The organism is Nonomuraea sp. NPDC052634 (assembly GCF_040678535.1).
Lineage (GTDB): Bacteria > Actinomycetota > Actinomycetes > Streptosporangiales > Streptosporangiaceae > Nonomuraea > Nonomuraea fastidiosa.
Genome location: NZ_JBFATY010000011.1, coordinates 59619 through 80874, shown reverse-complemented (window position 1 = coordinate 80874; position 21256 = coordinate 59619). Strand labels below are relative to the sequence as shown.

Genomic DNA, 21256 nt, shown 5'->3' with positions numbered 1-21256 from the left:
TCGCGCTCATGGCGGACGGCGAGGCGGGTCAGCTCTCGATGCTTCTGGCGTTCCGGGCGGAGAATGCCTACTCGTTCTATGACGAGTTGGACTTCTCGCTTGAGGCGACGGCTCAAGCGGAGAAGGGCGTGCCGAGAGAGGTTCACTGGCACCGCAAAGGCGGCCGTCCCCTCCGGGTTCTCCCCGCGGCAGGCGTGTTCGGCGCCAACGCCTCGGGCAAGACCAACCTGCTCAAGGCGCTGCACCATCTCAGAGACCTCGTGCTGTTCTCGTTTCGGTCCGGTGACCCGTCTGGGGGCGTTCACCGGCACAGCTTCCGGCTCGATCCCGAGGCGGCCGACAAGCCGACCCGCTACGAGATCGATCTCGTGCTCAACGGCGTCCGTCACGAGTACGGCGTCATCGTGGACAGCCGGCGCGTTCTCCAGGAGTGGGCATACCGTTATCCGCATGGCCGCGCGGCCTTGATCTTCAACCGGACACACGGCGAACAGATCGAGATACCCGCAGGAAAGCGGACGATAGGAAGGGCGATCGAGCGCATCGTCAGGCCGAACGCCCTCTTCCTGTCGGCTGCGGCAGCGGGCGAGCATCCGGATCTGCTTCCGCTCTACGACTGGTTCGGTCGCAACCTGAAGCTCGCGGAGGCGTCGAGCAGGCAGGCGCGATGGGCGTTCACCGCACAGCTCCTTCGCGAGGACGCGAGCCGGGAGCAGGTATTGGCGCTGCTTCGCGCCGCGGACCTCGGCATCGCGGATGTCAGGATCCGGCCACCCGACCCCAAGGTGCTCGAACGGGTCCGCCGCGCCATTCTCATCCTGGCCGGGCATGAGGACGATGCCGAGGGATTTCCGGAGATCGACCTCACTGAGCTGGGTTTAGTGCTCAGTCACCGCGGCGTGCGGGATGACGTGGACTTCAACGTGTCGGAGGAGTCGCTGGGCACTCTCGTCTGGCTCGGGATCGTGGGGCCCGTCTTCGAGGCTCTGCAGTCGGGGACCGTCCTCCTGGTCGACGAACTGGAGTCGAGTCTGCATCCCCTGCTCACGGAGCGGCTCATCGGTCTGTTCCAGGACCCGGAGGCCAACCCCCACGGTGCGCAGCTGATCTTCAGCTCCCATGCTCCGTCGCTTCTGGGCAGCACCACGCGTTCGCGGTCCCTGGGACGCGATCAGATCTGGTTCACCGAGAAGCTCGCGGATGGCCGCAGCCGTCTCTACCCCTTGTCGGATCTGTCGCCGCGCCAGGAGGAAGCCATAGGGAAGCGGTACCTTTCCGGCCGCTACGGTGCGACGCCGATCGTCAGCCACGAGGAGTTCATCGAAGTCGCTCGTCTCATAGCGGGCGGTCACCAGTGACCCGCAAACCGCGAAGCCGCTCGCAAAGGGTTCCGGCGGCGCAGAGCACCAGGCGCACCCTCTACGTGTTCACCGAAGGCACCAAGACCGAGGTGCTGTATTTGCAGTACTGGTATCGGCTCTGCAGGGAGCGCGTCATCGTGGAGATCGATGACTTCCATGGCGTTCCGCTCGACCTCGTACGCGCTGCCTGTGCTCGCAAACGAGCGGACCAGCGTGAGGCGAAACGCGGTCGTGGCAGTGCCTTCGACGAGTACTGGTGCATGTTCGATGTGGACGAGTTCCCGAACCTCCCGGAGACCTATCGGCTGGCCGCCGACAACCAGATCAACATCGCTGTCTCGAACCCGTGTGTCGAGCTGTGGTTCCTGCTCCACTTCCAGAATCAGACGGCCGCGCTCGAACGAGGCTTAGCGCAGACGCTGGCCAAGAAGCACCTGTCCTGCGAGAAGGCGCTGACCCCACGTGCGCTTGAGCAGCTGACCGACCGCTACGACGTCGCCCGTGACCGCGCGCAGAAGCTGGACACCAAACACGAGGGTGACGGCTCACCCCCGAGATCCAACCCGAGTTCGGGCGTCTGGCGACTCATCGAGAGCATCCAAGGCCACCGGGGAACAAGCGGCTGATCCGCGCGGAGCGACGATGGCGGCGTCGGAGTGGAGGCGGATCGCGCTGACGCTGAGCCCGGTACGGCGGGCCGCGTCCCCGATCGAGTAGAGCTCGTCCATGCCCGCCACTATCGGACCTCAAGTCGCTTGAGACGCGACCTCCGGCATGGACAGCCGCCAGGCGTGGGGCTCGACGGTCCAGGTGCGTTCGGCGTAGGGGCCGGTCAGCTCGCCGTCGGCGTTCACGTGCACGGCGGGACCGCTGATCCGGACCCGCGTCCCGCGCACGGCGGCCACCTCCGGCCTGTCCACGTGCCGCCCGAGCTTGAGCAGCACCCCGTACCGCAGCCGCTGCCACGGCCCCGTGGCGAACGAGACCACCACGTCGGCCTGCCCGTCCGAGGGGTGGGCGCCGGGGGTGAGGGGCGTGCCGCCGCCGATCGAGGTGCCGTTGCCGATGCCGACCATGAGGACCCTGCGCCGTCCGTCCGCGACCACCCGGCCGTCCACCTCCACCTTGAGCGGCGATCCTTTGGTACGCGCGCCCGCCACCAGGCTGCCGACCGCGTACGCGAAGCTGCGCAGCACCGGCTTGAGCGGCGTCGCCGTACGGGCGGCCTCCACGCCCACGCCGATGTGCACGGCGTTGACCACGACGCCGCCCTCGTCGTCGCGCAGCAGGTCGATCGGCCGGGGCCGGCCCAGAGCCGCCGCCCGCGCCGCCTCCTTGGGATCGAGTGGTACGCCGAGTCCGCGCGCCAGGTCGTTGCCGGTGCCGAGCGGGATCAGGCCGACGGTCCTGCTGGCCAGCTCTCCTCGCTCGGCCAGAGTGGCGACGAGGCGGTGCAGGCTGCCGTCGCCGCCCAGCACCACCGGGTCCCGGTCGGGATGCTCGTCCAGGGCCTTGGCCAGCGCATCGGGCGCGTCGAGCCGGACCTCTGCGGTGTCGGCGTGCTCGCGCAGCACGTTCACGATGTCCGAGACGACGTCGTCGGCGGCGCCGCCCGCCGCCGCGTTGACGATCGCCAGCAACCGGCGCATCGAAGCCCTCCCTCGCCGCGTCCTCCGGGGCCGACGCCTACCCCGCCCCGCGCCCCCAAACCTCCACACCCCGCCGCGGGGTGGAAGCATTGCGGTGCGGCTTCCGGCTGTCCCGGCCGGACCGGCGCCCCCGATCACCCCACCGCCGCGGCTGCGAACTTCATGGGGAAGAGAAAGGAGGGCGGAACCCGGTGGCGGGGCCGCCGCTCGGCTGCGGGCCGATCGCTGAGAAGGGGACGCAGTCCGGTGGTGGCGGCGTCGCCCGGCTGCGGGGCTTCTTGGGGAGAGGGGGCGGCGCGCGGCTGCGGGGCCAGGCGTGGAGAGGGGGAGGCGGAACGCGGGCGTGGACGGTCTGGCCTTGGTGGTCGGATACTTGGTGGTCGGATATGCGGGTGGTCGGCACTGCTACCTCCGCCGCTACAAAACCCAGACTCCCAGCCGGTTCTCATGAAGTTCTCAGGCGAAGTTTGTAGCACTTTCGCCTGAGATTTATGACTATGGGGCGATGGAGCGCGTGCCGCAGGCGGACGGCGCGGCCGAGGCTCAGGAGGCTCAGACGCCCCCGAAAGCCGAAGCCGGTAAGCGGGTCCGATGGTTCGTCGTCGGGGGTGCGGCGCTGGTCATCGTGGCGGTGCTGGCGTACGCCCTGGGCAGCATCGGCGCAGGCGGCCGGGAGGCCGCGCCGAGCCCCAGCCCGACGCCGTCACCCAGTGCCACGTTGAGCGTGTCCGACGTCTTCGAACGGGTCGGGCCGTCGGTGGTGGTCATCCAGGCGGGCAAGTCGCTCGGCACCGGAGTGATCGCGGCCGACGACGGAACGGTCCTGACCGCGTACCACGTGATCAAAGGCGCGAAGGACGTCACGCTGCGCTTCTCCGACGGCACCAAGAGCAAGGCCGCCGTCACCTCAGCGAACCCCAAGCGTGACGTCGCCACGCTCAAGCCGCAGAAGCTGCCCGAGGTCGTCGTCCCAGCGACGCTCGGCGGCGCCGTGTCCGTCGGAGCGCCCGTGATCGCGATCGGCAACCCCCTCGGCCTGACCTACAGCGTCTCGACCGGCGTCGTGTCCGGCCTGAACAGGTCCGCCGACCGCGACTCCGACGACGGCGACCTGAACGGGCTCATCCAGTTCGACGCCGCCGCCAACCCGGGCAGCTCGGGCGGCCCGCTCCTCGACTCGCGCGGCCTGGTGATCGGGATCGTCGTCTCGATCGCCGACCCGGGAGGCGACGAGGCGTTCGCCGGCATCGCGTTCGCGGTGCCGATCGGCGCGGCCCTGGGCGGCGACGACGGCGAAGGACCGCCCGGCGAAGGGCTGCAGATATGACGCGAAGGGACCCCATGACCCGACCAGAGCCGGACCAGGCCCACCCGCTCGAACAGGTGCTGTTCGAGGTCAAACGTACGATCGTCGGGCAGGACGTGCTGCTCGAACGCATGGCGGTCGCGCTCATCGCCGACGGTCACCTCCTGGTGGAGGGCGTGCCCGGCCTGGCCAAGACCCTCGCCGTACGGTCGCTGGCCGCCGCCGTCCACGGCACCTTCCAGCGCGTGCAGTTCACCCCCGACCTGGTGCCCGCCGACCTCATCGGCACCCGCGTCTACCACCAGCACTCCGGCGAGTTCAAGACGGAGCTCGGCCCGGTGTTCGCGAACCTGCTGCTCGCCGACGAGATCAACCGTGCCCCCGCCAAGGTGCAGAGCGCCCTGCTGGAGGTCATGCAGGAGCACCAGGTGACGATCGGCCGGGAGACGTTCCAGGTGCCGGAGCCGTTCCTGGTCATGGCGACGGAGAACCCGATCGAGTCGGAGGGCACGTACCCGCTGCCCGAGGCGCAGGTGGACCGGTTCATGATGAAGGTGATCGTGGACTATCCGTCGAACGCAGAGGAGCACGCGATCGTCGCGCGGGCGCTGCGCCCGCCGGAGCCGCCGCAGCCGATGCTCACCCCCGGCGACCTGATGGCCATGCGCGAACGCGCCCGCCAGGTGTACGTCGACCCGTCGATCATCGACTACGCGGTCCGCCTGGTCTCCGCCACCCGCTCGCCGGCGACCGCCGGGCTCGGCGAGCTGGAGCGGTACGTCACCCACGGCGCCAGCCCGCGTGCCTCCATCGCGCTCGTCACCGGGGCGAGGGCCCTCGCGTTCCTGCGCGGCCGCGACTACGTGCTGCCGCACGACCTGGCCGAACTGGCGCTCGACGTGCTGCGCCACCGGCTGGTCCTGTCGTACGAGGCCCTCGCCGACGACGTCGATCCCGACACGATCGTCACCAGGGTGCTCGGCGCGGTCCGCGCCCCCGACGTCGTCCTGCAGAACCGCTGAGCCGCCATGGCGACCGCCCCAGAGAAACTCCTGCTCCGCCTGGAGTGGAAGGTCGTGCGCAGGCTCGACGGCCGGCTCCAGGGGGCCCACCGCACCACGTACCGGGGGGCCGGGATCGACTTCACGGGGCTGCGCGCGTACAGCGAGGGCGACGACGCCCGCCACATCGACTGGAACGTGACCGCCCGGCTGGACGAGCCGCACCTGCGGGTCTTCACCGAGGACCGCGAGCTGACCGTGTGGCTGGTGCTGGACCGGTCGGCCTCGATGGCGGCGGGCCGCCCGGGGCGGGCCAAGCATGACGTGCTGGCCGAGCTGGCGCTGGTTCTCGCCCGGCTGTTCGGGCGCAGCGGGAACCGGGTGGGCGCGCTGCTGTACGACACGGGCATGCTGCGCGTGGTGCCACCCGGGACGACGCGCAAGCACGCGCTGCGCATCGCCGCCGAGCTGGAACGCACCGCGGAGCGCGCCGCCAAGCGGGGCGCCACGACCGACCTGGCCGCGATGCTGGACGCGGCCGGACGGCTGGCCCGCCGCCGCGCCCTCGTGCTCGTGCTGTCCGACTTCATCGGCGAGGGCGACTGGGAACGCTCGCTGCAGCGCCTGGCCCGCCGGCACGAGGTGGTCGCGCTGCGCATCGTGGACAGCGCCGACGACGTGCTGCCCGAGGCCGGGCTGATCGTGGTCGAGGACGCCGAGACCGGCGAGCAGCTCGTCGTGGACTCCGCCGATCCGCTGCTGCGGGTGCGGTTCCGCGAGGCGGTGGAGGCCCGCGACGCCGGGCTCGCGGCGGGCATGCGCCGCGCCGGGGTGCCCGTGCACCGCGTCGAGACCGACCGCGACCTGGCCGAGACGCTCGTCGAGGTGGTCGCCAAGACCAGGGACAGGCGCTCATGATCACAGGACCCATCGCCCCGGTGGAGGAGGCGTCATGACCCTGTCCTCCCCGCTGCTGCTCGTCGCCGGGCTGCTCGTGACGGCGGCGCTCGCCTGGGCGGCCGTCGTCTCGGCCCGCCGCCGCAGGGCGGCGCTGGCCGCCGCGGGTGTCGTCCTGTCAGGAGGCCGCCGTACGTCGTTCGGCGCCGGCCTCGGCACCGGCCTGACGATCGCCGGCGTCGCCGTCCTGGCGATCGCCACGGCGGGTCCCACGGCCATGGTGCCGGTGCCCCGTACGGCGGGCACCGTCATCCTCGCCATCGACGTCTCCAACAGCATGGGCGCCGACGACGTCGCACCCAACCGGCTGGCGGCGGCGCAGCGGGCGGCGCGCGCGTTCGTCGAGGCGCAGCCCGACAGCGTGGACATCGGGGTCGTCGCGTTCGAACGCGGTGCGCTCACCACCGCGCGCCCCGATCCCGACCACGCCAAGGCGCTCAAGGCCATCGACCGGCTGAAGATCTCCGGCGGCACCTCGCTGGGCGCGGCCATCGCGGTCTCGCTGACGGCGATCAGCGGCAAGCAGGTGACGATCGGCAAGGACGGCGACATACCCGACATCGGCTACTGGCCGTCGGCGACGATCGTGCTGTTCTCCGACGGCCAGAACCAGGGCCGGGACCTCGAAAAGGCCACCGAGATCGCGCAGACGGCCGGCGTACAGGTGCACACCGTCGGCGTCGGCACCACCGCGGGGGCCACGGTCAAGGTGGACGGCTACCACCTGCAGACCTCGCTGGACGAGGAGACCCTGACGCAGATCGCACGCGCCACCGGCGGCGAGTACCACCCCGCCTCCGACGCCGCGCGGCTCGACGGCATCGCCGACTCCATCGACCTGCGGCTCACCGTCTCCGACGAGCCGCTGCCCCTCGCCGGAGGGCTCATCTGGCTCGCCATCGCGCTGCTCACCGCAGGAGCGGCGCTCACCGTGCTCCGCTCTGGACGGGTGATCTGAATGCCGCCGACATCGACATGCTCGGGGGTGATCTGACGTGACGTTCTCGTGGCCGTGGGCTCTGCTGTTCGCGCTGGTCATCCCGCTGATCTTCGCCGTGCGCTGGTGGGCGCTGCGCCGCCGCAGACGGGCCGCCGTACGTGTCACCTCGATCGCGCTCGTACGCGCCGCCGTGCCGGGACGCACCCGGTGGATCAGGAAGGTCCCGCCGGCGCTGTTCGTCGCGGGGCTCGCGCTGCTCGCGGTCGGCGCCGCCCGGCCGCAGGCGGAGGTACCGGTGCCGCAGCGGTCGGCGACGATCCTGCTCGCCCTCGACACGTCCATGTCCATGTGCTCGACGGATGTGGAACCCAACCGCCTGACCGCCGCGAAGAAGGCCGCCGCCGAGTTCGTCGAGTCGCAGCGGGGCGGGCCGCGCATCGGGCTCGTCACGTTCTCCGGCACCTCGGGACTGCTCGTCCCGCCCACCGACGACACCGACGCGCTGATCGAGGCCCTGGACGACCTCGTCACCGGCCGCGGCACCGCCATCGGGCAGGCCATGCTCACATCGATCGACGCGATCGCCGAGGTGGACCCGTCCGTCGCGCCCACCGGCGCCACCCCGCCCGCCGGTGAGGCCGGTTACGCCGCCGCCGCGATCGTCGTGCTCACCGATGGCGCCAACACCCAGGGAGTCGATCCGCAGACCGCCGCCCAGGAGGCGGCGCTGCGCCACGTACGCGTCTTCCCGATCGGCTTCGGCACCACCACCCCCGCGCCCATGGTGTGCGACAGCTCCCAGTTCGACGGGCGCGGCTTCGGCTCATGGGGCGGCTGGGGCAGGGGCGGTTTCGACCGCGGACGCAACGTCCGCAACATCGACGAGGCCACGCTGAAGAAGATCGCCGAGACCACCGGCGGCTCCTACCACCGCGCCGAGAACGCCGACGAGCTGCAGACCGCGCTCGGCTCCCTGCCTGCCGCGTTCACCGTGGTGCGGGAGAAGGTGGACACGGCCGCGCTGTTCGCGGCCGGGGGAGCGCTGCTCATCGGCACCGCCTTGGGGCTCTCCCTGTGGTGGAACCGGCCCCGCACGCCCGCCCGCTGAGCGCTTGCCGCACGGCGGGCGCTCAGTCGCGGCGGGCCTGCCGGCCGAGCAGCCGCTCGATGTCGCGGCGCTCGCGCTTGGTGGGGCGGCCCGCGCCACGCGCGCGTACGGCGACCGGCACGATCTCCTCGCGGGGCGGCGGCGGAGGGCTCTTGTCGACGTAGCACTCGGCGGCCACGGCGGCGCCCACCCGCTTGTTGATGATCTTGGAGACGACGACGATCCGCTCGCGCCCCTCGTGGCGCAGCCGCACCTCGTCGCCGGGGCGGACGGCGTGGGCGGGCTTGACGCGTACGCCGTTGACCCGCACGTGACCGCCCCGGCAGGCGTCGGCCGCCATCGACCTGGTCTTGATCAGGCGTACCGCCCAGATCCAGCTGTCCACGCGCGCACTCGGCTGCTGCTCACCTGCCACGCCGTCACTCTACTGACCCGAGGCCCTGCTGACTCGCCGCCCTACTGACTCACCCCGGTGAGCAGATCAGCGGCCGTGCGGACGTCCTCGTCCAGCGGCCGGTCCGGGTCGATCGGCGGGATCGCCTCGGCCAGCGCGTCGAGCAGCTCCGCGCAGGCCGGGGCGGTGGGCCGGCGCGCGCCGACGTGCGCCGCCTGCCGCAGCCCCACGGCCAGCGAGCCGCACAGCAGCCGCAGCAGCCCCGCCATGTCGTACGCCCGCAGCGCCGCCTGCGTCCCGAACGGCACCACGTCCTGGTTGTGCAGGTTCGTGGGCAGGCTCTGCATCCCCGCCGGCACCGCCGCGCGCCGCAGCTCGGCGACGAACGCCGTCGTGGCGAGCTGCACGCCCTGCATGCCGTGCTGCCGGCCGGGCCCGGCGGCCAGCATCGGCGGCAGCCCGCCGTTGCGCCCCGGATCGACGAGCAGATCGAGCTGCCGCTCGGCGAGGTTGCCGAGCTGCGCGATCACCATCGCCAGCACGTCGGATGCGAACGCGGCCGGCTGGCCGAAGAAGTTGCCGCCGTGCACCACGAGGTCGTCCTCAGGGAAGAACAGCGGGTTGTCGCTGACGCTCGCGAGGTCGGCCGCGACGACGCCGTCCACGTACCGCAGCGCGTCCTCGGCCGCGCCCAGGAGCTGCGGCGAGCAGCGGATGCTGTACGGCTCCTGCAGCGCCCGCGTCCCCGAAGGCCGTGTCCCCGACAGCGTCTTGCGCATGCCGCCGGCGACGTCCGCCGCGCCGCGATGCCCGTACGCGGCGAGCAGGCGGGCATCGAGGAACTGCGGATCGCAGCCGAGCAGGTCGGCCAGCAGGCAGGTGAGCGTCTGCACGGCCCGGTGCGAGGCGCGCACGCTGTCCAGGGCGAGCGCGGTCGCGGCGGTGGTGAGCGAGGTGCCGTTGACGAGGGCCAGCGCGTCCCGCCCGTCGAGCGAGAGCGGCTTCAGCCCGGCCGCGTCCAGCGCGTCGGCGGCGGGCATGCGCCGCCCGTCCACGTACGCGTGACCACGGCCGCGCAGCGCCTGGGCGGCGTAGGCGAGCGGGATGAGGTCGCCGCTCGCGCCCACCGAGCCGTAGCGGGGGACCGCCGGGACGAACGTCGTGCCGAACATCGCCGCGAGCCCGTCCACCACGTGCGCCGACACCCCGGACAGGCCCTGGGCCAGCGACCACACGCGGACCAGCAGCGCCGCCCTGGCCACCTCCAGCGGCAGGTCGGGGCCCTGACCCGCGCCGAGATGGGCGAGCGTGTTGTCGCACTGGTCGGCCTCATCCTCCCGGCCGGCGAAGCCGACGAGCGCCCCGAAACCGGTGGTCGCGCCGTACACCGGGCGATCCTCCTCGCTCAGCACCTCGCGCAGGTAGCCGCGGCCGCGCTCGACGCGGCCGCGCACGCTCGGATCGACGAGAACGGACACGGGAGCCGCGGCGCGGCGGAGATCGGCGGGACACAGCGGAGCGGTGAGTTCGATGTCGCGCATGACCGGACGATAGGGCGGTGATTCTCAGAATCCTCTGAGAATTCGTCCCTAGCTTCCAGATCATGGCGCATGACTACGTGATCATCGGAGCCGGACCGGCCGGGCTGCAGCTCGCCGCACTTCTCGAACGCCACGGTCATGACTACGTCGTCCTCGAACGCGGGTCGGGGCCGGGCACCTTCTTCACCCGCTTCCCGCGGCACCGCCAGCTCATCTCCATCAACAAGGTGCACACCGGGTACGCCGACCCGGAGCTGCGGCTGCGCATGGACTGGAACTCGCTGCTGAGCGACGATCCCGACCTGCTGTTCACCCGCTACAGCGAGGAGTACTTCCCGCAGGCCGACGACCTCGTGCGCTATCTCGCCGACTACGCCGAACGGACCGGGGTGCGCGCCGAGTACGGCGTGGACGTCGTGCGGATCGGCCGCGACGACGACGGCTTCCGCATCCTCGACGCCTCGGGCCGCACCTGGCGGGGCCGCCGGCTCATCATGGCCACCGGCGTCTCCCGCCTGTACGTCCCGCCGATCCCCGGCATCGAGCACGCCGAGCGCTACGACACGTTCGACACCGACCCCGCCTCCTTCACCGGCCAGCGGGTGCTCGTCATCGGCAAGGGCAACTCCGGCTTCGAGACCGCCGACGCGCTCGTGGCCAAGGCCGCCGTCATCCACGTCGCCGGGCCGCACTCGATCAGGATGGCCTGGCAGTCCCACTACGTCGGCCACCTGCGCGCGGTCAACAACAACTTCCTCGACACCTACCAGCTCAAGTCGCAGAACTCGGTGCTCGACGGCACGGTGGAGAGCATCGAGCCCCTCCCCGAGGGCGGCTACCGCGTCATCTTCCGCTACGCCCGCACCGTGGAGGCGCTGCGCGAGCTGCGCTACGACCGGGTGATCGCGTGCACCGGCTTCCGGTTCGACGCCTCGGTGTTCGACGACTCCTGCCGGCCCGCGCTCGTCGTCAACGACCGCTTCCCCGAGCAGACCTCCGCGTACGAGTCCGTCAACGTCCCCGACCTGTACTTCGCCGGCACGCTCACCCAGCAGCGCGACTTCAAGAAGGGCACCAGCGGCTTCATCCACGGCTTCAGGTACGGCGTGCGCGCCCTGCACCGCATCCTCACCACCCGCTACCACGGCGGCTCCTGGCCGGCGAACGAGATCGAGCCCAGCCCCGAGGCGGTCAGCGACGCGATCATCGAGCGGGTCAACAGGTCGTCGGCGCTGTGGCAGCAGTTCTCCGTGCTCGGGGACGTCGTCACCGTCAACGGCGGGGCCCTCTACCAGGAGGAGGTGCCGGTGGCGTACGTCGCCGACGGCGGGCTCGGCCCGGCCAGGCACCGGTTCGTCGTCACCCTCGAATACGGCCCCGGCCACGACACCACGGACCCGTTCGACATCTCGGTCCCGCGCGTCAAGGAGAACGACTGGGAGCACGCCCAGGACTCCAGCTACCTGCACCCGGTGGTGCGCTACTACCGCGACGGCGAGCTGAACGCCGTACACCACCTGGCCGAGAACCTGGAGAACGAGTGGGACCTGCCGGTGGTGCACCGCCAGCCGCTGACCGCCTTCGCCAAGGAATGCCTGGCCGATGCCGGTTGATCCGTACCCCCGTCCCGTCCTCGACCTGCTGGCCGCCGCCGGCGACCGCCCCGTGTTCGAGCACGGGGACCGGGCGGTCACCGGCGCGCGGCTGCTCGGCATGGTCCGCCGGTGCGCGGCCGGGCTGCGCGCCGCCGGCGTCGGCCCCGGTGACGGGCTGGCGCTGCTGCTCGGCATCTCGCCCGAGGCGTTCGCCGCGATCATCGCCGGGTATGTCGTGGGCGCCCGCGTCGTCGGCGTCCGTCCCGGACTGCCCGACGCCCAGCTCCGCCACCTGCTGAGCCAGGACATCACCGCCGCCGTGACCGACGGGGAGCCGGGCCCCGGCGACCTGCGCCTGGACGACCTGCTGTCGGCGCCCGACGACGGCGGGCCACTCGTACTGTCCGGCCGTCATGACGACGTCGCCAGGATCGTCCATACCAGCGGCAGCACCGGCACGCCCAAGGCGTGCGCGCAGACGTACGCCGCCATGAACGCCGCCTGGACCGCCCGCCCCGAGTCGTGGCCGCCCGCGATCAGGGAGCTGGCCTCCCGGCTCCAGCGCTATCTCGTGTTCGGCACGCTGAGCAGCCAGGTCATGATGGAGTACGGCATACTCACGCTCGCCGCAGGCGGCACCCTCGTCGCCGCCGAGGCGCCGTCGCTGCCCGAGGCGATCGTCAAGCACCGGGCCAGCGCCGGCGTCATCACCGTGCCCCGCCTGTACAAGCTGGTGGCCGCCCAGCGCGCCACCCCGGCCGACCTGAGCAGCCTGCGCGCGCTCATGGTGTCCGGCTCGCCGGTCCAGGCCGCCCGGCTGCGCGAGGCCCGCGAGGTGCTCGGCCCGGTCGTGTTCCACGGCTACGGGCAGACCGAGACCGGCACGATCTCCATGGCCACCCCCGACGACCCGCCCCCGTCGCTCGGCGTCCCGCCCGACGTGATCGACATCTCGATCAGGGACGCCTCCGGCGCCCCCGTGCCGCCCGGCCAGGACGGCGAGCTGTACGTCCGCACCCCGTCCCAGGCCGTCGGCTACTGGGGCGACCCCGAGGAGACGGCGCGGGTCTTCGTGGACGGCTGGGTGCGCACCCGCGACCTCGGCCACTTCGACGCCGACGGCCGCCTCCACCTGATCGGCCGCACCAGGGACGTCATCATCGTCAACGCCGAGCTGCACTACGCGGGCCCCATCGAGCGCGCCCTGGCCGCCTCGCCCGACCTCGCCGAGGCGTACGTGATCGGCGCGCCCGACGAGGACACCGGCGAGGCCGTGCACGCCTTCGTCGTCCCCGCACCCGGCCGCACCCCCGACTTCGACGCCCTGCGCCACCTGGTCAGGGAGCGGCTCGGGGCCGCCTGCGTGCCCGCCACGATCACGGTCATCGACGAGGTGCCCGCAGGCCCGAACGGCAAGCCGGACAAGCGCCTGCTGAAAGCCCCCGGTTAGCCGGGACGGCTCCTGCCCGCCGTGCGTGCCGCCGGGCTTCCGCCTCCACCGCACGGGCAGCCCGGCCCTGCCTCCCCGCACGGGCAGCCCGGCCCTGCCTCCCCCGCGCACGCTCGGCTCGGTGGGGGAAGGCCCCCTTTTCCCTCGAGGCCGTGCACCCTTGGCGGCGGGTGAGGTTGTGGACGGACGTGCCTCGACAGGTCCTGCCTTCTCCCCTCCTGAAAAGGCCGTGCACGCACGGCGGCGGGAGGGGCTGTGGACGGTGGGATGACTCGCCTTGACAGACCCCGGTCGGGATCGTTTAGTGGTCCCTAGGTTGACAACGTTGTCTACGGGCGGACCCGCCGACCGCGGCAGTGCGGGCCCGCAGCAACGCGAGCCCCTCATGGAGGAGCCTTGTCCCGTTCAGCATGGGTGGCGGCCTTAGCCGCCGCCGTCACACTCCCCAGCCTCTCCTTACCCGCCCAGGCCGCAGCCCCGCCGGCCGACCTCGCCGCGTACGTCAACCCGTTCATGGGCACCCAGGACGGCGGCCCCGACTTCGGGCACGGCGGCGGCGCGGGGATGAACTTCCCCGGCGCGGCCCTGCCGTTCGGCATGATGCAGTGGAGCCCCGACACCGTCCGCGCCTCGGGCGGCGGCTACAAGTACGAGGACAACCGCCTGCGCGGCCTGTCGCTCACCCACATCTCCGGCCCCGGCTGCACCGGCGCCCAGGACTTCCCGGTGCTCCCCATCTCGGGCACCGTCGAGAGCTCCCCCGCCACGGACTTCGACGACTACGTCCAGACGTTCAAGCACGAGAACGAGAGCGCCTCGCCCGGCTATTACGGGGTCACTTTAGACAGCGGTGTCAAAGCCGAGGTCACCGCCACGACCAGGGCGGGCGTCGGCCGCTTCACCGGTCCCGCGGGCCAGCCGCTCACCCTGCTGCTCAACGTCAGCGGCTCCGTCAACGGCGTGGACGACGCCGAGGCCACGATCAGCCGCGACGGTGGTCTCACCGTGAGCGGCTGGGCCAAGACGGGCGGCTTCTGCGGCGCGCAGAGCCGGTACTACGTCTACTTCCACGCCACCTTCGATAAGCCGGTACGCGCGTTCGGCACCTGGCGCGACGGCTCGGTTGTGCCCGGCGAGCTGCGGGTGAAGGGCCGTTCCGGCGCTAAAGTGCCGCCCGCGGTGAAGCCGCACGGCCTGGCCGGCGTCACGACCGCCCCCGCCGAGAAGCGGGAGCCCGCCGCCGGGAAGGGGGAGCCCGCCGCCGGGGAGGGGAGGCCCGCCGTACAGCCGAGCCCGCCCGCCGAACAGCGGCAGGCCAGGCAGGCCGCGCGTGACGTGATCGTCAAGGGCCCGGGCATCGGGGTGTATCTCCAGTTCGACCCGCAGACGCCGGTGCAGATGCGCGTCGGCCTGTCGTACGTCAGCATCGACGGCGCGAAGCGCAACCTGCGCGCCGAGGTCGGCTCTCAGGGCTTCGACCGCATCGCCGGGAACGCCAGGCGCGTCTGGAACGAGCGCCTCGGCCAGATCAAGGTGACCGGCGGCGACGAGAGCAGGAAGCGCACGTTCTACAGCAACCTGTACCACGCGCTGCTCCAGCCGTACGTCTTCGACGACGTGGACGGCACCTACACCGGCTTCGACTACCGCACACACCAGGTCAGGCGCGGACACCACCACTACGCGACGTTCTCCGGCTGGGACGTCTACCGCAGCCAGATGCAGCTCATCGCGCTGCTCGCGCCCGACGTGGCGAGCGACATCGCCCAGTCCATGTACGAGAACGCGCACGCCATCGGCGACGTCTGGGACCGCTGGTCGCACCAGAACACGATCACCGGCGTCATGAACGGCGACCCGTACCACTCGATCATCTCCAGCATCCACGCCTTCGGCGCGCGCGACTTCGATGCCAAGGGCGCGCTGGCCGCGATGGTCAAGGGCGCGGAGCGCATCGGCGCCGACCCGGCCACCGGCTACACGGAACGGCCGGGCAACGCCTCGTACCTGAAGAACGGCTACGTCCCCACGGACCCCTCGACCACGCTCGAATACGCCATCGCCGACTTCGGCATCGCCCAGCTCGCCGAGCGGCTCGGCGACACGAAGACGCGCGATGCGTTCATGCGGCGCGCCCAGTCCTGGCAGAACACCTACAACCCGGCCAACGCCTGGATCCAGCCGCGCTTCGGCGACGGCTCGTTCACGCCGGACTTCGACCCGGCCAGCCCGTCCATGTACGTGGAGGGCAACGGCGCCCAGTACCACTGGATGGTGCCGCACAACCCGCGCGGGCTGTTCGACGCCATGGGCGGGGTCGACAAGGCGATCGCGCGGCTGGATGAGTTCTTCGCCGAGCTGAACGCCGGGCCCAACAAGCCGCACGCCTACCTGGGCAACGAGCCGTCGCTGCTCAGCCCGTGGCTGTACGTGTGGGCGGGTCAGCCGTACAAGACGCAGGATCTGGTGGCGCGGGCCAGGAACGAGCTGTTCAAGCCCACGCCGGACGGCCTGACCGGGAACGACGACCTGGGCACGATGGGCGCCTGGTACGTCTGGGCATCGATGGGGATTTATCCCGCCATCCCGGGGCGTGCGGAGCTGATCCTCCACAGCCCCGCGTTCGAGAAGATCACCGTCACCCGCTCCAACGGCAAGACGATCACCATCAACGCCCCCGGCGCCTCCGACACCAACCGCTACATCCAGGCGGTCAAGGTCAACGGCAAGGCGACGGACCGGGCGTGGCTGCCCGAAGGGTTCACCAGCGGCAGGCTCGACTTCGCGCTCGGCTCCCGGCCCGACACCTCGTTCGGTGCGGAGGAGCCGCCGCCGAGCTTCCAGGCGGGCATGAAGCCGTACCTGGTGAGCCTCGACCCCGGCGCGTCCCCCGTCGAACCCGGCGGAACCGTCACCGCCACGCTCACCGTCCAGGCCGTCGGCGAGGGCGGCACGCTCACCTGGACCGCCGAGCCGCCCACCGGCGTCACCGTGACCCCGGAGAGCGGCACCCTCGACGTCCCCGCCAACGGCAAGGCCACCGCCGAGATCACCCTCGCCACCGCCGCCGATCTGCCGACCGGCTTCACCACCGTGCCCGTCGAGCTCGACGCGGACGGCGTCACCGCCGCGGTCAAGCTCAACGTCGCCGAGCGCGGCACCATCGAGTGGCACCAGAACAACGCCGGCATCGGCGACGACGAGCAGGCCGGCCTGGCCAACTTCGACGGCATCGGCTGGAGCTACAGCGCCCAGGCGCTCGCCGCCGCCGGCGCCCGCCCCGGCGCCGAGCTCACCTGGAAGGGCCACACGTTCACCTGGCCCGACCGGGCGCCGGGGGAGTGGGACAACGTCCAGGCCACCGGCCAGACCATCGACGTCTCCGCCCCCGAAGGCGCCACCACCCTCGCCTTCCTCGGCGCCGGCGCCTCCGGCGACATCGAGACCGACATCACCATCACGTACACCGACGGCTCGACCCAGCAGGCCCGGGTGGGCTTCAGCGACTGGGCGCTCGCCCGCGACGCCTACCCGCCCCGCTTCGGCAACGAGATCGTCCTGCGCACGCCGTACCGGCTGGACGGCGGTGGCGGCCGCCAGGACATCAACGTGTACGTCTTCGCCACGACCCCGATCGAGCTCGACCCCGGCAAACAGGTCAAGTCCCTGACCCTGCCCGCACCGGCGACCGCGGCCACGGCGCACATCTTCGCCTGGTCCTTCGGCACGTGACATGGTGAGGTGGGTGAGGACCGGCGTGCCCTCACCCACCTCATAGAGGGCGTCAGTTCTGGCGGTGGTCGGTGGAGGCCAGGTAGGCCGGGCTGAGGCCGACCGCCGGTTCGGGCTCCCAGAAGACGGTGTCGGGCCACGGGGCGATGCGGTGGTCCATGACCCGGTGGATCTGGACGGGGGTGCGGATCTCGACGGCGTGCGGCGGGATCGCCGCGTCCGAGAAGGCGTACGGGGAGGAGGGCCGGTCGGGCCCGAGGCCGCGAGGGTACGACTCGGCGGTGTTCACGTGCCACACGCTGGCCCGCAAGGACAGCGAGTCGACCAGCCACAGCTCGTAGTCGTCCCGGTTGTCGGCCAGGTGGTTGATGTAGCTGGTGAGCACGGTCTGCGCGACCGTCTCGGCCCGGTCCGCCAGCGTCATTCCACTGGATTCATCGCTGGGCGCCGGATACCAGCCCTTGGCATGCCGGTCGGTGTATTCAATGAGATAAGCGAATTCCTGGCGCGCTTCAGGCTCCTCCGACGCGCCGAGCTGCTCGGCCGCCTCTGCCGACAGCCGCGCCCACGCGGCGATGCCGGCGTACAGCGCGGCCTGGTGGTTCGTGTACGGAGCCCCGTCCTCGCGCACGGCATTCTCGTCGAGACGCGGCATGTTCAGCAGGGCCGCAACCTGGTGAAGCTCGCGGGGGGAGATCAGGCGGTCCCGCGCGTCGGTGAGATCTTTCGTCACGGCCTTCAGTTTGCTGGCTCGTCAAAAGTGCGGCCCAGCGAAACCCCAAAAGATCTTCGAAAGAGCCCGTGTGCCGTAGTGTTCTATCGCGCTACGAAGGTGAATGGCGTATATTTCCGGACTTGTAAGGCTGTGCTATGCGCCGTCCAGGTTCGTGGGCTTTAGTCTAGGTTTCCTGCCGGCGCCTTGGGTGGCAGGGGCAACGGCTTGGCGGCGTTCCAGATCGCGTTGAACTGGTCGAGCCAGTACGTATACCAATACGGCGCGTTCTTCTTGGTCAACTCCAAATGCATTCTGCCGGACGTCGATGAATTGCGTACCCCGTGGATCTCGACGATGATGACCCCGTCCGGCCGGGTGGGGTTGAACGCCACCAGGCTGAATCCGGGATTGTAGCCGAACAGCCGGAATTCGCGGCCGCCCGGCAACGGCCACGACGCCATCGCGGCCATTCTGCTTCTCGTGGCGACGATGCTGTCGGCCAGCGTCTGCAGCGGATATTCCAGCCCGTTGTCGAGCTGCTGGGTGGCGATCCGCACCGCCTCGGACTCCTCGTGGTCGAGGACCACCATCTTGACGCTCCCATCATGCCGGTTCAGCACCGTCGAACGGATCGCGCCGCAGTGGTCCTCTGACAGGAAGTTGACGCCCGACGGCGCGAACATCCAGATTTCCTGGCTCGTGCGCAGCCGGTCCTTCAAGGAGACGCGTTCGAAACCGGTCCGGTCCTCGAGAACCCGATCCGTCAAGGCGCCCTCGTTCCGAGGCACGGTGATCTGATGGACGAGGACGCCTACGCCGGCCAGCAGCACGGCCCACTTCAACTGATCATCGACCTTATCGCCGATCAGCGTCAGCGCCGCGAACACGATGGCGAGCAGGGAGATGACGTAGGCCTCGATATTCCTGCGTTCGCGTATGTCGTGGAGTACGCGCCGGGCATATTGGAGCATGACACCTCCCCTTTGATGGTAGGCCGCACTCGGAGAATGCGGGCGCCGTCAAATGAAAGGTGTCATGACCCGATACGTCATTGATTGCGTTCGCGCCAAAGGGAGCGATGCCGGTCGGCGGCTCCGGCGGCCAGGGCAGCGGCCTCGGCCGGTACGGGCTCGCGCGCCCACTCGTCGAGCCTGCGCGCCATGCGCCGGACGAAGACCTCGCCGGGCTCGGTCAGCGCGCCGCTGTCGAGGAGGGTGTCCGCGACCTGGCGTGCCCCGGCACGCCAGCGGGCGAACTCCGCGTTCGCGCGAATCGCCGCTTCCCCGCTCTCCAGGTGCCGCTGGCGTTCCCAGAAGTCGGTGACGCCGACATAGGCGTACGTGCCCTGGAGCAGGCCGGCGGCCGGACGAGGGTCGGGACGCCACGGCGCGTAGTAGCGCGCGCCGTTGTCGGGCTTGGTCAGGGGCACGACGTCGAGCAGGGCCGAGAGCTTGGCGTGCTGGGTTTCGTGCGTCAGGGTGACGGCCAGCGCGTGGGCGTCGGGCGGAGTCGACATGGCGATGCAGCCGAACGTCTCCCGCGAGGTGGCGCTGGACATGCCGTCGGGCGGCGGGGCCAGGGGAGTGAACACGCTGATCGCCGTCGACACCTCTTCGGCCACCGGGTGGTGGTTGCGTACCAGCAGGTCCCATCCCTCTTCCAGGAGATCCTGCCAGCGCCGCGCCTCCTCCGGAGTGAGGGGGTCGCGCAGGGCGTCGGACCCGGGCATGCGGTGCGGGTCCAGGTCGTCGATCAGTACATCGAGCCGCAGGTCGTCGGCCTGCGCGGACAGCGGGCGCAGCGGCCGCCAGTTCGGCTCGTCGTCGGTGAGCTCCAGGAACCTGCCCCCGGCGGAGACCTCCACGCCGTCGGGCGAGCAGTGCAGGGTCGCGACGGCGACGCCGTGACCCACGGTGAACTGCCCGAGAGACGGCAGGTTGATCACTCCGTCCATCGCGGCGACGTCGAGGTCGCACGCGACGCCGGCCCGGATGGCCGCGGCGGCCGCCAGCGCGGACATCTGCTCGGGAGCCTCAAGGGTCTGGATCGTGTGCCGCGCCCACGCGCCGACGGAGGGGTGGTGCACCACGGCGTTGACCGCTTCGGGGTGCGCGGCCTGGATGCCGGCGAGCAGGTCGTAGGCCCGGCGCACCTCGGGCCAGCTCGGATGACCGTCGGTGCGCGTCTTCTCGAGAACGCCCCGGAGCAGCAGAAGATGCTTGCTGCGCTGGCCGGCCTTGAGCTGCTCTACCGTTGCCGTTCCCCCGGCGCCAGAGGCCAATTCGTCGAAGGCCGCAGCAGAAATGCGGTGCTCTGCGAGGTTCATCTGTGGTCCTTCTGCAGTGCGGTGATGTCGCGCTGGATCGTGTTTCGAATGTGTGTGATGAGCCGCAGCAAGTCGGCGCAGTAGACAGACGGATTGAGAAAGCCGCTGCCAGGCCGATAACGATGAGCGTAGTGACCACCGCCGCAGACCCGGCCCACAGGGCAGGCTTTGCACGTGTCAGAGAGCGCCGACCAGCCGATTTGGCGTGCCGCGATGGACGGCAGCCGCAGAACGTCATCGAAGGAGTCGCGGAAGACGTGAAATCCGGTGCTCGGCGCACCCGGGTAGGCGGATTTCAGGATGTCCGACTGCTCGATCTCACCGTCGGTCTCGATGACCACCATGGCGGCGGCGGCCAGGCCGACCTGTTCGCCCTTGGTGGACCTGCCACCGAGAAGCAGGTGGATGATGTCGTCGAACAACCGCACGCCGACTGGTTGAGCCGGCGTGGAATACCACTGATCGAAGATCGCGATCAGCCAATCGGCGTAGGGCGTGGCGGGATCGCCGCTGCCCAGCCCGGGAGGAGGTTCCGACCATGTGCCGTGCGGAAGCAGCAGGTCGATGGTCGGAGGGTCGAATGCCAAAAGCGCCTGATAGGTCTCAAGGGGGTCGTTGCGCAGGTCCACCGTGCAGAGCAGGCCGCGGAACAGGCGCTGGAAGGGCGGTTCTGTCAGCATCCGCAGGCCGGCTGCGACCTTGTGGTAGCTTCCTCGGCCGTCGGCGGTTCTGCGGTTGCGGTCGTGTGCCTGCTCGCCCCCGTCGAGACTGACGGCCACACCGATCTCGTGCCGGTCGAACAGGTCCAGATACGCTCTGTCCAGCCTCGTCCCGTTGGTGACCAGTCTCAGGTCGACGGGGACGTCGACGGTGCCGCGTACCGTTCCGACCAGCTTGTCGATCTCCTCGGGACGCATGAGGAGCGGCTCGCCCCCGTGCAGGATGACCTCGACCGACGGGAGATCGTGAGCCTGTACGTGCTCGGCGATCCGCGCCGCCACCGCCTCGACCACGTCGGGCGCCATGCGCTTCGGCCGTGACCGCCAGCTCTGGTCGGCCATCTCGTACATGTAGCAATAAGTGCAGGCCAGATCACATCTGCTGTGGATCTTCAGAATGAACTGCCTGAACGGCGTCGGCCGCCGGCCGGTCCCGGCCAGCGCGGCCACATCGAGAGTCAG

The 21256-nt window shown here is 70.8% G+C and carries 17 protein-coding genes and 1 pseudogene; 10 read left to right on the top strand and 8 right to left on the bottom strand.

Annotated elements, in window-relative coordinates; all coding sequences use genetic code 11:
* Positions 1-8: 8 nt before the first annotated feature.
* Entirely contained in the window at positions 9-1358 is a 1350-nt protein-coding gene (locus AB0K67_RS33430; RefSeq protein ID WP_364068119.1) for an ATP-binding protein, read from the top strand.
* Positions 1359-1423: 65 nt separating this feature from the next.
* Positions 1424-1987 carry an RloB family protein gene (locus AB0K67_RS33425; protein WP_364068381.1) on the top strand — a complete coding sequence of 188 codons (564 nt, stop codon included), beginning with the start codon at positions 1424-1426 and terminating at the stop codon, positions 1985-1987.
* Between the two features lie 6 nt (positions 1988-1993).
* Here the strand turns inward: AB0K67_RS33425 and AB0K67_RS33420 are convergent.
* Positions 1994-2089, bottom strand: a pseudogene (locus AB0K67_RS33420) (MerR family transcriptional regulator); the annotation flags it as partial.
* 18 nt (positions 2090-2107) lie between these two features.
* The gene (locus AB0K67_RS33415; RefSeq protein ID WP_364068118.1) at positions 2108-3010 is read right to left on the bottom strand and encodes a diacylglycerol kinase family protein; all 903 of its coding nucleotides are present in this window, start codon (positions 3008-3010) and stop codon (positions 2108-2110) included.
* A gap of 505 nt (positions 3011-3515) precedes the next feature.
* Here AB0K67_RS33415 and AB0K67_RS33410 point away from each other — a divergent pair.
* From AB0K67_RS33410 to AB0K67_RS33390, 5 genes are read left to right on the top strand one after another with little or no spacing between them, the layout of a single operon-like run.
* On the top strand, positions 3516-4337 hold the full coding sequence (locus AB0K67_RS33410) for a trypsin-like peptidase domain-containing protein (RefSeq protein WP_364068117.1): 822 nt from the start codon (positions 3516-3518) through the stop codon (positions 4335-4337).
* A 14-nt stretch (positions 4338-4351) separates the two neighbouring features.
* Positions 4352-5338, top strand: a complete 987-nt coding sequence (locus tag AB0K67_RS33405; protein WP_364068116.1) for a MoxR family ATPase — start codon at positions 4352-4354, stop codon at positions 5336-5338.
* Positions 5339-5344: 6 nt separating this feature from the next.
* A complete protein-coding gene (locus AB0K67_RS33400) occupies positions 5345-6235 on the top strand; it encodes a DUF58 domain-containing protein (protein ID WP_364068115.1) in 891 nt (296 codons plus the stop codon).
* A 34-nt stretch (positions 6236-6269) separates the two neighbouring features.
* On the top strand, positions 6270-7232 hold the full coding sequence (locus AB0K67_RS33395; protein ID WP_364068114.1) for a VWA domain-containing protein: 963 nt from the start codon (positions 6270-6272) through the stop codon (positions 7230-7232).
* Between the two features lie 37 nt (positions 7233-7269).
* On the top strand, positions 7270-8322 hold the full coding sequence (locus AB0K67_RS33390) for a VWA domain-containing protein (protein ID WP_364068113.1): 1053 nt from the start codon (positions 7270-7272) through the stop codon (positions 8320-8322).
* Positions 8323-8344: 22 nt separating this feature from the next.
* On the opposite strand, the gene AB0K67_RS33385 is transcribed toward AB0K67_RS33390, so the two are convergent.
* Both AB0K67_RS33385 and AB0K67_RS33380 read right to left on the bottom strand, forming a co-directional pair.
* Positions 8345-8737 (bottom strand): RNA-binding S4 domain-containing protein, encoded by a 393-nt coding sequence (locus AB0K67_RS33385; protein WP_364068112.1) that lies wholly within the window; start codon positions 8735-8737, stop codon positions 8345-8347.
* Between the two features lie 41 nt (positions 8738-8778).
* Positions 8779-10257 carry an aromatic amino acid ammonia-lyase gene (locus tag AB0K67_RS33380; protein ID WP_364068111.1) on the bottom strand — a complete coding sequence of 493 codons (1479 nt, stop codon included), beginning with the start codon at positions 10255-10257 and terminating at the stop codon, positions 8779-8781.
* 62 nt (positions 10258-10319) lie between these two features.
* On the opposite strand from AB0K67_RS33380, the gene AB0K67_RS33375 reads away from it, so the two are divergent.
* The 3 genes from AB0K67_RS33375 to AB0K67_RS33365 all read left to right on the top strand — a co-directional run bounded on the left by AB0K67_RS33375 (position 10320) and on the right by AB0K67_RS33365 (position 17034).
* Positions 10320-11870, top strand: coding sequence for an NAD(P)-binding domain-containing protein (locus AB0K67_RS33375; protein WP_364068110.1), 1551 nt, complete (start codon positions 10320-10322; stop codon positions 11868-11870).
* Positions 11860-13302, top strand: coding sequence for a fatty acid--CoA ligase family protein (locus AB0K67_RS33370; protein ID WP_364068109.1), 1443 nt, complete (start codon positions 11860-11862; stop codon positions 13300-13302). Before AB0K67_RS33375 ends, AB0K67_RS33370 begins: the two co-directional genes overlap by 11 nt.
* 396 nt (positions 13303-13698) lie before the next feature.
* Positions 13699-17034: a GH92 family glycosyl hydrolase gene (locus AB0K67_RS33365; protein WP_364068108.1), complete on the top strand. Its 3336-nt coding sequence runs from the start codon at positions 13699-13701 to the stop codon at positions 17032-17034.
* A 52-nt stretch (positions 17035-17086) separates the two neighbouring features.
* On the opposite strand, the gene AB0K67_RS33360 is transcribed toward AB0K67_RS33365, so the two are convergent.
* The 4 genes from AB0K67_RS33360 to AB0K67_RS33345 all read right to left on the bottom strand — a co-directional run bounded on the left by AB0K67_RS33360 (position 17087) and on the right by AB0K67_RS33345 (position 21244).
* Positions 17087-17767 carry a hypothetical protein gene (locus tag AB0K67_RS33360; RefSeq protein ID WP_364068107.1) on the bottom strand — a complete coding sequence of 227 codons (681 nt, stop codon included), beginning with the start codon at positions 17765-17767 and terminating at the stop codon, positions 17087-17089.
* Positions 17768-17928: 161 nt separating this feature from the next.
* The gene (locus AB0K67_RS33355) at positions 17929-18720 is read right to left on the bottom strand and encodes a hypothetical protein (protein WP_364068106.1); all 792 of its coding nucleotides are present in this window, start codon (positions 18718-18720) and stop codon (positions 17929-17931) included.
* 77 nt (positions 18721-18797) lie between these two features.
* Positions 18798-20075: an HEXXH motif domain-containing protein gene (locus AB0K67_RS33350; RefSeq protein WP_364068105.1), complete on the bottom strand. Its 1278-nt coding sequence runs from the start codon at positions 20073-20075 to the stop codon at positions 18798-18800.
* Positions 20072-21244, bottom strand: a complete 1173-nt coding sequence (locus tag AB0K67_RS33345; RefSeq protein ID WP_364068104.1) for an FxsB family cyclophane-forming radical SAM/SPASM peptide maturase — start codon at positions 21242-21244, stop codon at positions 20072-20074. Before AB0K67_RS33345 ends, AB0K67_RS33350 begins: the two co-directional genes overlap by 4 nt.
* Between the last annotated feature and the right edge of the window lie 12 nt (positions 21245-21256).